The 13,115-nt window shown below is 70.9% G+C and carries 11 protein-coding genes; 8 read left to right on the top strand and 3 right to left on the bottom strand.

The window, feature by feature from the left end; all coding sequences use genetic code 11:
* The first annotated feature begins 64 nt into the window (after positions 1-64).
* Both ASE68_RS03425 and ASE68_RS03430 read left to right on the top strand, forming a co-directional pair.
* Entirely contained in the window at positions 65-1,789 is a 1,725-nt protein-coding gene (locus ASE68_RS03425) for a sensor histidine kinase (protein WP_055855181.1), read from the top strand.
* Positions 1,786-2,496 carry a response regulator gene (locus tag ASE68_RS03430; RefSeq protein WP_055855183.1) on the top strand — a complete coding sequence of 237 codons (711 nt, stop codon included), beginning with the start codon at positions 1,786-1,788 and terminating at the stop codon, positions 2,494-2,496. The genes ASE68_RS03425 and ASE68_RS03430 overlap by 4 nt, the downstream gene beginning before the upstream one ends.
* Before the next feature lie 230 nt (positions 2,497-2,726).
* Here the strand turns inward: ASE68_RS03430 and ASE68_RS03435 are convergent, their stop codons facing one another.
* A complete protein-coding gene (locus ASE68_RS03435) occupies positions 2,727-3,101 on the bottom strand; it encodes a hypothetical protein (protein WP_055855185.1) in 375 nt (124 codons plus the stop codon).
* A gap of 454 nt (positions 3,102-3,555) precedes the next feature.
* Between ASE68_RS03435 and ASE68_RS03440 the strand changes: the two genes are divergently transcribed.
* The 3 genes from ASE68_RS03440 (at position 3,556) to ASE68_RS03450 (ending at position 6,821) form a co-directional block, all read left to right on the top strand.
* A complete protein-coding gene (locus tag ASE68_RS03440) occupies positions 3,556-3,885 on the top strand; it encodes a hypothetical protein (RefSeq protein ID WP_055855187.1) in 330 nt (109 codons plus the stop codon).
* A gap of 162 nt (positions 3,886-4,047) precedes the next feature.
* Positions 4,048-5,442: an FAD-binding oxidoreductase gene (locus ASE68_RS03445; protein ID WP_055855189.1), complete on the top strand. Its 1,395-nt coding sequence runs from the start codon at positions 4,048-4,050 to the stop codon at positions 5,440-5,442.
* Positions 5,439-6,821 carry a class I SAM-dependent methyltransferase gene (locus ASE68_RS03450; RefSeq protein WP_235480749.1) on the top strand — a complete coding sequence of 461 codons (1,383 nt, stop codon included), beginning with the start codon at positions 5,439-5,441 and terminating at the stop codon, positions 6,819-6,821. Before ASE68_RS03445 ends, ASE68_RS03450 begins: the two co-directional genes overlap by 4 nt.
* A gap of 71 nt (positions 6,822-6,892) precedes the next feature.
* On the opposite strand, the gene ASE68_RS03455 is transcribed toward ASE68_RS03450, so the two are convergent.
* Both ASE68_RS03455 and ASE68_RS03460 read right to left on the bottom strand, forming a co-directional pair.
* Positions 6,893-8,320, bottom strand: a complete 1,428-nt coding sequence (locus ASE68_RS03455) for an APC family permease (protein WP_055855192.1) — start codon at positions 8,318-8,320, stop codon at positions 6,893-6,895.
* Positions 8,321-8,485: 165 nt separating this feature from the next.
* Positions 8,486-8,965 carry a pyridoxamine 5'-phosphate oxidase family protein gene (locus ASE68_RS03460; protein ID WP_055855194.1) on the bottom strand — a complete coding sequence of 160 codons (480 nt, stop codon included), beginning with the start codon at positions 8,963-8,965 and terminating at the stop codon, positions 8,486-8,488.
* 248 nt (positions 8,966-9,213) lie between these two features.
* Between ASE68_RS03460 and ASE68_RS03465 the strand changes: the two genes are divergently transcribed.
* The 3 genes from ASE68_RS03465 to ASE68_RS03475 all read left to right on the top strand — a co-directional run bounded on the left by ASE68_RS03465 (position 9,214) and on the right by ASE68_RS03475 (position 13,063).
* Positions 9,214-11,346 carry an ATP-binding domain-containing protein gene (locus ASE68_RS03465; RefSeq protein WP_055855197.1) on the top strand — a complete coding sequence of 711 codons (2,133 nt, stop codon included), beginning with the start codon at positions 9,214-9,216 and terminating at the stop codon, positions 11,344-11,346.
* 43 nt (positions 11,347-11,389) lie between these two features.
* On the top strand, positions 11,390-11,875 hold the full coding sequence (locus tag ASE68_RS03470) for a nucleoside deaminase (RefSeq protein WP_055855199.1): 486 nt from the start codon (positions 11,390-11,392) through the stop codon (positions 11,873-11,875).
* Between the two features lie 267 nt (positions 11,876-12,142).
* The gene (locus ASE68_RS03475) at positions 12,143-13,063 is read left to right on the top strand and encodes a lytic transglycosylase domain-containing protein (RefSeq protein WP_055855201.1); all 921 of its coding nucleotides are present in this window, start codon (positions 12,143-12,145) and stop codon (positions 13,061-13,063) included.
* Positions 13,064-13,115 lie beyond the last annotated feature (52 nt).

Here is a 13,115-nt window from a genome sequence, read left to right on the forward strand (position 1 = left end):
GTGCTGACAGCTTCGACCGACGGGGCGGGTGCGACGACGTTGTGTTCATACTGGTCTCGTGCACATGACGGCGTGGGTGAGGCGATGGAGCATCGCCACGCGCCTGTTCGTGCTGCAGGTCGCGTTCATCGCCGTGCTCACCGCGGCGGCCACCATCTGGCTCTGGAACGATGCGCGAGCGGATGTCGAGGCCGACGCCGCGGCGAAGACGATGGTGGTCGCCACCTCGATCGCCGACAACCCCTTCGTGGTCGACGCGCTCGCCGAGGCCGACCCGACCGCGGAGCTGCAGCCGTACGCCGTCGCCGTGATGGACGACACCGCGACCGACTTCGTGACGATCATGAATCCCGACCGCACCCGCTACACGCACCCCGACACCTCGCAGATCGGACTCCCGTTCCGGGGCACCATCGAGCCGGCGCTGCGCGGGGAGTCGTTCACCGAGACGTACACGGGCACGCTCGGCCCGTCGGTGCGATCCACCGTGCCCATCGAGGACGCCTCGGGCGAGGTCGTCGGCATCGTCTCGGCGGGGGTGACGGTGTCGAACCTCTCGGCCGCGCTCGGCGCCCGCCTGCCCATCGTGTTCGGAGCCGCGATCGTCACGCTGCTGCTCGGCGCGCTCGCGGCGTGGCTGCTCAGCCGCTACCTGCGTCGGGTCACGTGGGGGCGCGGTCCAGAGGAGATGAGCCGCATGTTCGCCTACTACGAGGGCGTGCTGCACTCGGTGCGCGAGGGCCTGCTGCTCGTCGACACGCAGGGCCGGCTCGTGCTCGCCAACGACCAGGCCACCGAGTTGCTCGGGCTGCCGCGGCATCCGTCGTCGGATGTCTCTGGCGACCCCGTCGCGATCGTCGACCTCGACCTGCCCGCGTCGTTGCGAGACCTGCTCGCCGGCGGAGCCGTCGCCGTCGACGAGGTGCATCTGACCGACGATCGAGTGCTCGTGGTGAACCAGGCGGTCGCCGTGTCGACGCCGACCGCGGTGAACCCCGGTCCGGCCCGCATCCTGGGCACGGTCACGACCGTGCGCGACCACACCGAGCTGGAACAGCTCACCGGCGAGCTGGCCTCGATGCGCACGCTGTCGGATGCGCTGCGCTCGCAGACGCACGAGTTCGCGAACCGGCTGCACACGATCGTGGCGCTCATCGAGCTCGGCCGGCCCGAGCAGGCGCTCGCCTTCGCCGCCGAGGAGCTCGACTCGCGCCAGGAGCTCGCCGACGACGTGATGGGCGCCGTCGAGGAGCCGGTGCTCGCGGCCCTGCTCTTCGGCAAGTCCGCGCAGGCGAGCGAGCGCGGCGTGGTGCTGGCCGTCTCGGTCGACCCGGCGGTCGCGAGCACGGACGTGCCGCCGGCCGAATGGGTCACGATCGTCGGCAACCTCATCGACAACGCGATCGATGCCGTCGCGGCGACCATGGAGCCGTCGGTCGCCGTCGCCGACCCGGAGGTGCGCGTGGCGATCGACGTGACGCCGGCGGGCGCGGCGGGTGCGTCGGCTGTGCGCATCCGGGTCTCCGACAACGGCCCCGGAGTGCCAGACCCCGAGCGGGTGTTCCAGCGCGGGTTCTCGACGAAGCCGCACGGCGAGGGCGGGCGCGGCCTCGGTCTGGCGCTCGTCGGCCAGTCCGTGCGCCGCCTCGGCGGCACCGTGACGGTGACCCCCGGAGACGACGGGGTCGGCGCGGTGTTCACGGTGCTGCTGCCGCAGCCCGCCCCGTCGGCGTCAGCTGCAGCGTCGGCGCCATCCCCGGACGCCGCCTCGAGCGGGAGCCGCGCATGAGCGACATCCGCGTGCTCGTCGTCGACGACGAGCCCATCACGGCCGAGGCGCACGCCGAGTACGTGCGCCGACTCGACGGCTTCGCGGTCGCGGGCGTGGCGCACGACGGCAAGGAGGCGATCCGGCTGCTGCGGGACTCGCTCGAGGGCGACGGCTCGCGACGGGGATCGGTCGACCTCGTGCTGCTCGACATGAACCTGCCCGACATCCACGGCATCGAGCTGTGCCGGCGCATCCGCACCGCCGGACTCGAGGTCGACGTGATCGCCATCTCGGCCGTGCGCGACGTGTCGGTCGTGCGCGCCTCGGTGAACCTCGGCATCGTGGCCTACCTCATCAAGCCGTTCACCTTTCCGGTGTTCGCCGAACGGCTGCGCGGCTACCTCGAGTTCCGTGCGGGCTTCGACGAGGGCGCGGGCACCACGACGCAGGACGAGGTCGACCAGTCGCTCGCGCGCCTGCGCTCGCCGGGGTCGGTGCCGCTCGAGAAGGGGCTCACGGGCGACACCCTCGGACGCATCGTGAAGGCGTTGCGAGGGCGGGCCGACGCCGTCTCGGCGAGCGAGCTCGCCGGGGAGCTGGCCATCTCACGGGTCACCGCCCGGCGATACCTCGAGCACCTGGCCGACGAGGGCTCGGTCGAGCGGGCGCCGCGGTACGGCACGCCCGGTCGGCCGGAGCTCGAGTACCGCTGGCGGCAGGGCTGACGCGACGAATGCGCAGACGGTCACACGGTCGGCGCTATCCTCAGACGGCCGACGAGGAGGGCGCGACGATCGACTGTCCGCTGCCGCCGGGGGTGGACGCCGCGCGACCGACCTTCGGCGCGAGCGCATGCCGTCGTCGACGCTCCGGACGCGCGGGTGCTCCGAACAGGCTGATGTCGCGCGAACTTCAGGCGGGGCGGGCGCATCGCAGCGCCCGCCCCGCGGCGGGCTTACTTGTTGTCGCGCTGGAGCATGCGACGGGGGATGTACGGCGCCACGAGAACCGTGACGCAGGCGGTGAGCAGCGCGAGCGTCTCCTCGAACGGCTGGTCCAGGAACACGTACCCGACGACGACGAGGAGCGCACTGACCGATCCGACGGCGACGGCGACGAGCTCGCCCGCGTGCGACTGGCGAATGTCACGAGGGGTCACGACGACGACTCGTGTGTCGGATTCGGTGTGCGGTGCAACGCCGTCGGGCGTGCGCCCGACGAACTGATTCGTCATGGCGACGGCGGGCGGAGGTTCACCGTGGTGGATGACCTCCGGCAGCGCGGGCGACTCGGGGACGATCGGGATCGCCCCCGTGGTGGGGTGGGACATCGGAGCACCTTTCGATTCGTGAACGGGGAGGGCTGACGCCTCGGCGTGGTCGACCGGTTCTCTTTGGCGACGAGAGTCACGTGCTCAGAGACGTGACTGGCGAACATCTGGGGACGAGGGTTGTGAGCTGAGCCCACTCGACCTCTGGCCACCCCCTCTCAAGTCGTCTTCGTCCGACCCCCCTCATCCCCGATTCCCTGACAGGGGGTGAAGCAACTGTACTGAGGCGAGGTATCATTTTCAATACACAAATTTTATGAAATTATCCGTTTGATACCCAAGTGATCGGTGCTAGGTTAGTGAGACCCTGATCCGAAAGCAGTGGCGGGGCCACGTGTCTGGGGCGCGTGCGTCCACCCGTCCGAGACGACAGCCCGGGAGGGGCATGTCAACAGCTATCGGTGCCTGTATCGCGGGAGCCGGGGATCCCGCTTCATGCATTGGAGAGGTTCTCATGAACCAGAAGAACGAAAGGTCCCGCAAGCGAATCGTGACTGACACTGTGGAAACACTCGACGCCGATGGCGCCGGCGAGACCTTGCCGGGCACGGTATCCGAATCTCGGAAGCCGGCGAAGAAGGTGCCGACCCGCTTCTCGCTCAGTCTTCCCCCCTCCTACGCAGAGATCGTTGCGACCACGGCTGAAGTGAAGGAGTTGAATGTGACCGACACGTTCCGCCGCGCCCTTGCGATCATGCATGCCATCGACGAAGAGGAAGCCAAGGGCAATCGCATCGTCTCGGTCGAAACGGACGGCATCAGCACTCGCCTGGTGTTCGTGTGACGCAAGGACGGGGCTGAGGAGGTCAAGACTTCAGCGGAGGGTCGGTTGCCGAACGGCACCCGGCCCTCCGCTCGTTGCCGGACGAATCGGTGTGACGTTGCTGTGTGTGTGCACCTCGAGCTTGCCGTAGTCACAGCGGCTCCTGCGGACTAGCGTGAGCACGTGTCCGCGTCCGTGATCGACGCACGTACTGCTCACGCCGCCGGCGTCCAGCGCCTGCTCGCGAGCTATCGCGCGGTGCCCGCGACCTCTTCGGTGCGGCTCGCGAAACGCACCTCGAACCTCTTCAGGACGCGCGCGAAGGCGGATGCCGCGGGGCTCGACACGTCGGGCCTGACCCACGTCATCTCGGTCGACCCCGAGGCGCGCACGGCCGACGTCGCGGGCATGTGCACCTACGAGGACCTCGTCGACGCGACGCTGCCCTTCGGCCTGGTGCCGCTCGTCGTACCGCAGCTGAAGACGATCACCCTCGGGGGCGCCGTCACGGGTCTCGGCATCGAGTCGACGTCGTTCCGAAACGGGCTGCCGCACGAGTCGGTGCTCGAGATGGACATCCTCACCGGGGCCGGCGAGGTGGTGACGGCGTCGCGCGGTGACGGCGAGCACGGTGAGAACGCCGACCTGTTCCGAGCGTTCCCGAACTCGTACGGCACGCTCGGCTACGCCGTGCGCCTGCGCATCGAGCTCGAGCCCGTCGAGCCGTTCGTCGCGCTGACGCACGTGCGGTTCCACGACCTCGGCGAGCTCGTGGCCGCGATGGGGCGCATCGTCGCGACGGGCGAGCACGAGGGCGAGCGGGTCGACTTCCTCGACGGGGTCGTGTTCAGCGCCGACGAGGGCTACCTCTGCCTCGGCCGGCGCACCGCGGCATCCGGCCCGGTCAGCGACTACACCGGCCAGCAGGTCTACTACCGGTCGATGCAGCACGACGATGGCGCGAAGCGCGACCGGCTCACCGTGCACGACTACCTCTGGCGGTGGGACGCCGACTGGTTCTGGTGCTCCGCGGCGTTCGGCGCGCAGCAGCCGCTCGTGCGCCGGCTGTGGCCCCGGCGGTTGCGGCGCAGCAGCTCCTACGCGCGGCTCATGCGGCTCGAACGCCGCTACGGCATCGGCGATCGGCTCGAGCGGGTGAAGGGCCGGCCGCCGCGCGAGCGCGTCATCCAGGACGTCGAGGTGCCGATCGAGCGCACCGCGGAGTTCCTCGACTGGTTCCTCGCGAACGTGCCGATCGAGCCGATCTGGCTCTGCCCGCTGCAACTGCGCGGCGACGACGCCTGGCCGCTCTACCCGCTCGAGCCGCACCGCACCTACGTCAACGTCGGCTTCTGGTCGACCGTGCCGGTCGGCGCGACCGAGGGCGAGACGAACCGCCTGATCGAGCGCGAGGTCTCGGCGCTCGACGGCCACAAGTCGCTCTACTCCGACGCGTTCTACTCGCGCGATGAGTTCGACGCGCTCTACGGCGGCGACGCCTACCGATCCGCCAAGGCGCGGTTCGACCCCGACTCACGACTCCTCGACCTCTATGCGAAGGCGGTGCAACGTCGATGACGACGACCAAGGGACCGATGACCGGCACGGCGGGTTCGAACGACCCGACGGAACCGAATGATCCGTTCGGCCGAGCGGATGCCGCGGGCGGCCCGGATGCCGCAGGCAAGCTCACGCTGGCGCAGATCCTCGAGATCTTCGCGGGCGGGCGCCTGCCCCTGCGGTTCACCGCGTACGACGGGAGCTCGGCGGGTCCGCCCGATGCGGCGCTCGGGATCGAGCTGACGAGCCCGCGCGGCACGACGTATCTCGCGACAGGTCGTGGCGACCTGGGCCTCGCGCGTGCGTACATCGCCGGCGATCTCGAGATCCACGGGGTGCACCCGGGCGATCCCTACGAACTGCTGAAGGCCCTGGCCGACGAGCTCGTCTTCAAGCTGCCGCCGCCCAAGCTCATGGCGCAGGTCGTGCGGTCGATCGGCGTCGAGCACCTGCGCCCCATCGCCCCGCCGCCGCAGGAGGTGCCGCCGAGGTGGCGCAGGGTCGCCGAGGGGCTGCGGCACAGCAAGTCGCGCGACGCCGAGGCGATCCACCACCACTACGACGTCTCGAACACGTTCTACGAGTGGGTGCTCGGGCCGTCGATGACGTACACCTGCGCCTGCTATCCCTCGCTCGAGGCGACGCTCGACGAGGCCCAGGAGAACAAGTACCGGCTCGTCTTCGAGAAGCTTCGGCTGAAGCCGGGCGACCGCCTGCTCGACGTCGGATGCGGCTGGGGCGGCATGGTGCGCTACGCCGCACGCCGCGGTGTGCGGGCGATCGGGGTCACCCTGTCCGAGGAGCAGACGTCGTGGGCGCAGCGCGCCATCGACGACGAAGGCCTCTCCGGCCTGGCCGAGGTGCGGTTCGGCGACTACCGCGACATCCGCGAGACCGGCTTCGACGCCGTCTCGTCGATCGGACTGCTCGAGCACATCGGGGTCAAGAACTACGCCTCGTACTTCGGGTTCCTGCAGTCGCGGCTGCGCACGGGCGGGCTGCTGCTCAACCACTGCATCACCCGCCCCGACAACACCTCGCAGCCCTCGGCGAAGGGATTCATCGACCGGTACGTCTTCCCCGACGGGGAGCTCACGGGCTCCGGCCGCATCATCCGCGAGGCGCAGGATGTCGGGCTCGAGGTGCTGCACGAGGAGAACCTGCGACCGCACTACGCGCTCACCCTGCGCGACTGGTGCGCGAACCTCGTCGCCCACTGGGACGAGGCGGTCGCCGAGGTCGGCCTGCCCACCGCGAAGGTGTGGGGGCTGTACATGGCAGGGTCGCGGCTCGCGTTCGAGTCCGGCGGCATCCAGCTGCACCAGGTGCTGGCCGTCAGGCCCGACGAGCATGGCGGCAACGGGGGGCTGCCGCTGCGGCCGTGGTGGGCGGCCTGACCCGTCGAGCACGATCGACGCCGACGTGACGAGGGGCGGATGCCGCGGCATCCGCCCCTCGCATGCGAGCGCTACTCGGCCGAGTCGAGTCGCCTGCGGTCCTCGGCGAGCAGGGCGTCCTCGCCCTCGTCGCCCTCGGCGATGACCTCGTCCTCCTCGAGCGAGAGGCGCATCGGACGGCGGAACAGGCGAGTCAGCACCAGCAGCGCGACCACCCCGATCGAGAGCCAGAGGAGGCCGTAGATCATCGCGTCGCTGCTGATGTTGAGCCAGAGCACCACGGTGAGCACGACGCCGATGACCGGCAGCACGATGTTGCGCACGATCTGCGACGCCGACCTCACCTCGCGGCGGCGCACGGCGAAGTGCAGGATCACCGTGATGTTCACGACCGTGAACGCGATCAGCGCACCGAAGTTGATGAGCGAGAAGATGAAGTCGAGGTCGGCCACCGCGGCGCCCAGCGAGACGATGCCGACGAGCACGATCGCGACCGCCGGCGTCTGGAACCGCGGGTGCACGTACGACAGGCGTCGCGAGATCGGACCCGTGCCGTTGCGGCCCATGACGTAGATCATGCGGGAGACGCTCGCGTGCGAGGCGAGGCTCGACGCGGCGACCGCGGCGACGGCGGCCGCGACGAAGAGGATCTGGAAGAGCATGCCGCCGACCGAGTACGCGAGCTCTGGCAGCGCGGTGCCCTCGGTGAGGCCCTCGACGCTCGGGAAGAGCGACTGGGTGAACCACCCGGCGACGAAGAACAGCCCGCCGCCGATCACGAGCGAGAGCACGATCGCCTTCGGCACGGTGTTCGCGTCCTTCGCCTCCTCGGTGTACATCGTGATCGCGTCGAACCCGATGAACGAGAAGCACACGATCGTGGCCGCGCTGATCACCGTCGCGATCTGCACGTTCGCGTGGTAGAGCGGCTCGATGCTGAACGGCGTGCCGTTGCCGGCGCCCGCGTTGAGCGCTCCCCAGGCGAGGCCGACGAACACGACGATGAGCACGACCTGGAAGACGAGCAGCGTGGCGTTCACGCGCGAGGTCGACGTGATGCTCCACAGGTTCAGGAGCGTGATGAGCGCGACGTACCCGCCGACCCAGACCCAGCCCGAGATGTCGGGGAAGAACGCCTCGAAGTACTGGCGCAGCAGCAGCGCGTTCACGAGCGGCAGCAGCAGGTAGTCGAGCAGGGCCGTCCACCCCACGAGGAAGCCGACGTTCGGGTGGATCGTCTCGGACGCGTACGTGTACGCCGAACCCGCCGAGGGGTAGACGCGCGTCATGCGCCCGTAGCTGATCGCGGTGAAGAGCATCACCACGAGCGCGAACAGGTAGGCGAGCGGCACCACCCCGCCGCTCTCGTCGGAGACGTACCCGAACGTGTCGAACACGGTCATGGGGGTCATGTAGCCGAGGCCGAGGCCGACGATCGCCCAGAGCCCGAGCGAACGCCGGAGCTTCACGGGGGGAGCGGTGGGTGCGGAGGTGGTCATGCGGGTTCCTGTCGTCGCCGTCGATCGAGCGGGGCGACGCTACGCTACTCGCGCCCCGCCCGATATCGCCACTCCGGCGACTTCGACGACGAGCACCGGCCGCACCGTACGTTGCGCGGCGTGCGCACCCGAGAATCCGCGGCGTTCAGGACGCGCTCCGATAGCTCAGAGCACGACGGTCTCGTTCTCGCCGCCGTCGTAGCGTTCGCCGGTCACCTTCGCCTTGACGAAGCTGATCAGGGTGGCGATGCGCCCGCCCGGGGTGTCCCAGTACTCGCCCGACTCGGCGGTGACCTTGATGAGCACCGCGTTCGGGCTCTGCGGGCCGTCCGGCAGCCACGCCTCGACCGCGGCATCCCACAGTTCGTCCTTGCGGGCGGGATCGTCGACGAGCTCGGCGAGACCGGCGAACGAGACGAACGTCGACCCCGAGTTCAGGGTGACGCCGACGTTCGCGTTCGCCGAGATCTCGCTCGCGTCGCGCGAGTCGCGCTCGGCGAAGTACCAGATCACACCGTCATCGGTCACCTCGCGCGGCGACATCGGCCGGGAGACGAGCTTGCCGTCGCCGGTCACGGTCGTCAGCCATCCGAACGGGATGCCGCGCGCGAGTTCGATGATGCGTTCCTTCTCGGTGCCGGGCATGGCCCCTCCTTCGATCGTCGTGTCACTCGACGCTAGGCCGACCGGCGGGCACGCTGCAGGGGATTGACTTCACAGGTGGATGTCGCGGCATCCATCGCGGGTAGAATCGACGGTTCCGCCGCACGAGGAGAACCGAGATCGCCAGCAGCACTTCCACCACGCCCGTCGCCGAGGAGCAGGCGGCGCTCGACCACATCCGCGGGGTCGTCGCCGGACTCGTCGAGCAGGAGGCCGAGTACCTCCGCGCGATGCTCGGCCGACCCAGCGACGAGCTGAACCTCACCGAGCGCGATGCCCTCGTCGCGCACCATGCGCAGCGCCTCCAGGGGCTCCGCACCGCGTCGTACGGCCTGCTCTTCGGCGGCATCGAGACCGATGAGGGCGAGCGGTTCCGCATCGGCCGCATCGGGCTCAGCGACCCCGACGACGGCGAACGACTGCTCATCGACTGGCGTGCGCCCGTGGCGCGCCCGTTCTACACGGCGACGCCGCTGCACCGTGAGGGCGTCAAGGCCAGGCGTCGCATCTCGTCGACCGATCGCACCGTGACGGCGGTCTACGACGAGCCGCTGCTCGTCGACCTCGACCACCCCGACGCCGTCGCGGAGACTGCGGGCGATGGGGCGGATGCCGCGCTCATGGCCGCACTCGACCGGCCGCGCACGGCGCACATGAGCGACATCGTCGGCACGATCCAGCGCGAGCAGGATGCGATCATCCGCGGTCCGCTCGCGGGCACCCTCGTCGTGCAGGGCGGGCCGGGCACCGGCAAGACGGCCGTCGCCCTGCAGCGCGCGGCGTACCTGCTCTACGAGCACCGCAACCGGCTCTCGAAGTCGGTCGTGCTCATCGTCGGCCCGAACCTGCGGTTCCTCGAGTACATCTCGCAGGTGCTGCCGTCGCTCGGCGAGGACTCGGCCGTGCTCGTCACGCCGAGCACGCTCGTGCCCGGCGTCACCGCGACCGCGACCGATTCCGCCGTCGCGGCCGAGTTCAAGGGCCGGCTCGACATCGTCGCCGCGCTCAAGCAGGCCGTGCGCGCCTTCGAGGTCTCGCACGACGGCGACCTCGTGCTGCGCCCGGCCGGCCTCAAGCCGATGACCCTCGACGGCCGGCTGCTCGCGCGCGTGCGCTCGCGTGGCCGCGCCGGCGCGACGCCGCACAACGCGGCCCGGCCGAAGTTCGAGAAGGCGCTGCTGACCGAGATCCTGCGCCTCGAGGATGCCGAGCACGGTGCCTCGGCGATGGAGGACTGGGAGCGGCGCGCCGACTGGGCCGAAGACCCGGCCGTGCAGGAGCTCTTCGACGAGCTCTGGCCGCTGCTCGACCCGGTCGACGTGATTCGCGAGCTGTTCAGCGACGCCGACCGGCTCGACGCGGCGTTCCCCTCGATCGACCCGTCGCTGCGATCGGCGCTGCTCCGCCCCCGCGAGCACGGCCTCACGCCCGCCGACATCCCCCTCGTCGATGAGCTCGCCGAGCTGCTCGGCCACGATCCGCGGCCGATGACCGCCGCCGCGGCGCAGGCGAGGGCCGACCGGGCGACCGACCTCGCCTACGCGCAGAACGTGCTCGACATGGTGACCGACGCCGATGCCGATGAAGACCACTTGAGCGCGCCCGTCGAGATCGTGAGCGCCGCGATGCTCGCCGACCGCCAGGTCGCCGGCGATGGCCGCACGCCCGCGGAGCGCGCGATGGCCGACCGCGAGTGGGTCTACGGCCACGTCATCGTCGACGAGGCGCAGGAGACGAGCCCGATGCTGCTGCGCGCGCTCATCCGCCGCTGCCCGTCGCGGTCGATGACCCTCGTCGGCGACGCGAACCAGTACACGGCCACCGACGCCCCGTTCACCTGGGCGGGCCTGCTCGACCCGCAGGTGCCGAGATGGAGCCGCACCGACCTCACCGTCAACTACCGCACCCCCGGTCGCATCATGCGGCTCGCGACCGGCGTGCTGCGCCGTATCGACCCGGGCGTGCACGAGCCGACGTCGGCTCGCGACGGCGAGCACGAGCCCAGTGTCGTGCGCGTCGCACCCGCCGACCTCGGAGAGGCGACCGCGCGGGCGGCCGTCGAGTCGCTCGCGCAGAGCGAGGGCACGGTCGGCGTGATCGCACCGCTCGGGGTGCTCGGCGCCCTGCGCGAGGTCCGCGCGGCCGAGGCCGCCGCGGCCGCCGCGAGCGGCGCTGCCGACCGGCTCTGGGTGGGCACGCCCGACGACGCGAAGGGCCTCGAGTTCGACGCCGTCGTGGTGGCCGTGCCGCCGATGCCGGCGCCGCAGGCGGTCTCCGTCGCGACGTGGAAGCGGCTCTACGTCGCACTCACGAGGCCGACGCAACGGCTCACCGTCGTCGAGGCGGGCGACGTCATCGGCTGACCCGACCCGTGACGGCGCGCCACGAGCGCGGCAGACTGGGAGGATGCCGATCTCCGAAGCCGATCTCGTCCACCTGCGTCGCGCCGTCGAACTCGCACGCGAAGCGCTCGACTCGGGCGACGGCCCGTTCGGCTCGGTGCTCGTCGATGCGCTCGGCGTCGAACGGTTCGCCGATCGCAACCGCGAAGAGAGCACGGGCGATGCGACGCGGCATCCGGAGTTCGAGATCGCGCGCTGGGCGGCCGTGAACCTGACGCCCGAGCAACGCGCGGCGGCCACCGTCTACACGTCGGGGGAGCACTGCGCCATGTGCTCCGCGGCGCACGCGTGGGTCGGCCTCGGGCGCATCGCGTACGTCGCCTCGGCCGAGCAGATCTCCGGCTGGCGTGCGGCGGCGGGCAGCGCTCCGTCGGCGGTCGCCCCGCTCCCGATCACGGCCGTCGCGCCCGCCGTGGTCGTCGACGGGCCGGCCGACGAGCTCGTGCCCGAGGTGCGCGCGCTCATCGTGCGGGCTGTGCGGCAGGGCTGAACGGCACGGCTACTCGGGCCGCTGACCACGGTAGGTCGGCGCGGCGCTCGCCGGATCCGCCGCGCGGGGGAGATCGCGACGAGATCCCGCTGCCCCGGATGCCGCGGCGAACGCGCGTCGGCCATGCGCGTTGGGGCAAACCCGTGCGTCGTCCGCGGCTCGCGCGTAGGGTGAAGAGGCGGTCGCTTCGCCCTGCTCGAACGAGTCGGCGCCGGAGCGATCGCACTGGGCAGCCCTGAACCACCGCCCGAACGGAGCCACCGCACGATGTCCTGGGATGACGAACTCGACGCCGACGAGCACGGCGGGCCCCGTGCCGCCCGCGAGCGGGCGACCGGCTGGCAAATCGTTCGCCGCGTCGCCGCGTATTCGGGCGTGGTGGTCGGCGTCGTCGCGCTGGTGGTGGGCGCCGTCGTCGCGGTGAACATCGTCGGCACGGCGACCAACCCGGGCGGCTTCGCGGCACCGGCGGCCGATGGGCCGCACGTGGCCCTCCCGCCGACGGTGGCGCAGCCCGAGCAGACCGCCGATCCCGAGGAACTCGAGGGCGACGTGCTGGCCGAGGGCGACGAGCCGACGGCCGAGGAGTCCACCGGGCTGTCGGGCTCCGTGCCCGTGCCGGCCGAGCTGCCGCTGATCGACGCCGACTGGGCCGGTCGGATCGCCGCGGCGACCGACATACCCGAGCGCGCGCTCGCGGCGTACGCGCTCGCCCACATCGTGGTCGCCACCGAACACCCGGAGTGCGGGGTGGACTGGGCGACGATCGCCGCCATCGGCTCGGTCGAGTCCGGGCACGGGAGCCACGGCGGCCGGTCGATCGACGACGCGGGCCACGTGCAGCCCCCCATCATCGGCCGCGCGCTCGACGGCAACGGGGTGGCGAAGATCGCCGACACCGACGGGGGCGCGTTCGACGGCGACACCACGTGGGATCGCGCCGTCGGCCCGATGCAGTTCATCCCGTCGACCTGGGCGAAGTGGGGCGGCGACGGCGACGGCGACGGCGTTGCCGACCCGAACCAGATCGACGACGCCGCGCTCACCACGGCGAACTACCTGTGCGCATCCGGGTCGATGACCACGCCCGAGGGGTGGCGTGCGGCGGTCTACTCGTACAACCACGACAACGACTACGTCGACAAGGTCGCGAGGGTCGCTCAGCAGTACGCGGCGGCGGCCGCTTAGCGCGAACGCGCTGGGCTCCGGGCTCCGGATGCCGCGGCATCCGCCTGCCCGA

Origin of the sequence: Agromyces sp. Leaf222 (assembly GCF_001421565.1) — a bacterium.
GTDB lineage: Bacteria > Actinomycetota > Actinomycetes > Actinomycetales > Microbacteriaceae > Agromyces.

What these genes read in the sequence shown, in the direction of transcription:
- ASE68_RS03430 (WP_055855183.1), top strand. Translation starts at nt 1,786, where the DNA reads ATGAGCGACATCCGCGTGCTCGTCGTCGACGACGAGCCCATCACGGCC.
- ASE68_RS03475 (WP_055855201.1), top strand. Translation starts at nt 12,143, where the DNA reads ATGTCCTGGGATGACGAACTCGACGCCGACGAGCACGGCGGGCCCCGT.
- ASE68_RS03460 (WP_055855194.1), bottom strand. Translation starts at nt 8,965, where the DNA reads ATGCCCGGCACCGAGAAGGAACGCATCATCGAACTCGCGCGCGGCATC.
- ASE68_RS03455 (WP_055855192.1), bottom strand. Translation starts at nt 8,320, where the DNA reads ATGACCACCTCCGCACCCACCGCTCCCCCCGTGAAGCTCCGGCGTTCG.
- ASE68_RS03435 (WP_055855185.1), bottom strand. Translation starts at nt 3,101, where the DNA reads ATGTCCCACCCCACCACGGGGGCGATCCCGATCGTCCCCGAGTCGCCC.
- ASE68_RS03440 (WP_055855187.1), top strand. Translation starts at nt 3,556, where the DNA reads ATGAACCAGAAGAACGAAAGGTCCCGCAAGCGAATCGTGACTGACACT.
- ASE68_RS03465 (WP_055855197.1), top strand. Translation starts at nt 9,214, where the DNA reads ATGCTCGGCCGACCCAGCGACGAGCTGAACCTCACCGAGCGCGATGCC.
- ASE68_RS03425 (WP_055855181.1), top strand. Translation starts at nt 65, where the DNA reads ATGACGGCGTGGGTGAGGCGATGGAGCATCGCCACGCGCCTGTTCGTG.
- ASE68_RS03470 (WP_055855199.1), top strand. Translation starts at nt 11,390, where the DNA reads ATGCCGATCTCCGAAGCCGATCTCGTCCACCTGCGTCGCGCCGTCGAA.
- ASE68_RS03450 (WP_235480749.1), top strand. Translation starts at nt 5,439, where the DNA reads ATGACGACGACCAAGGGACCGATGACCGGCACGGCGGGTTCGAACGAC.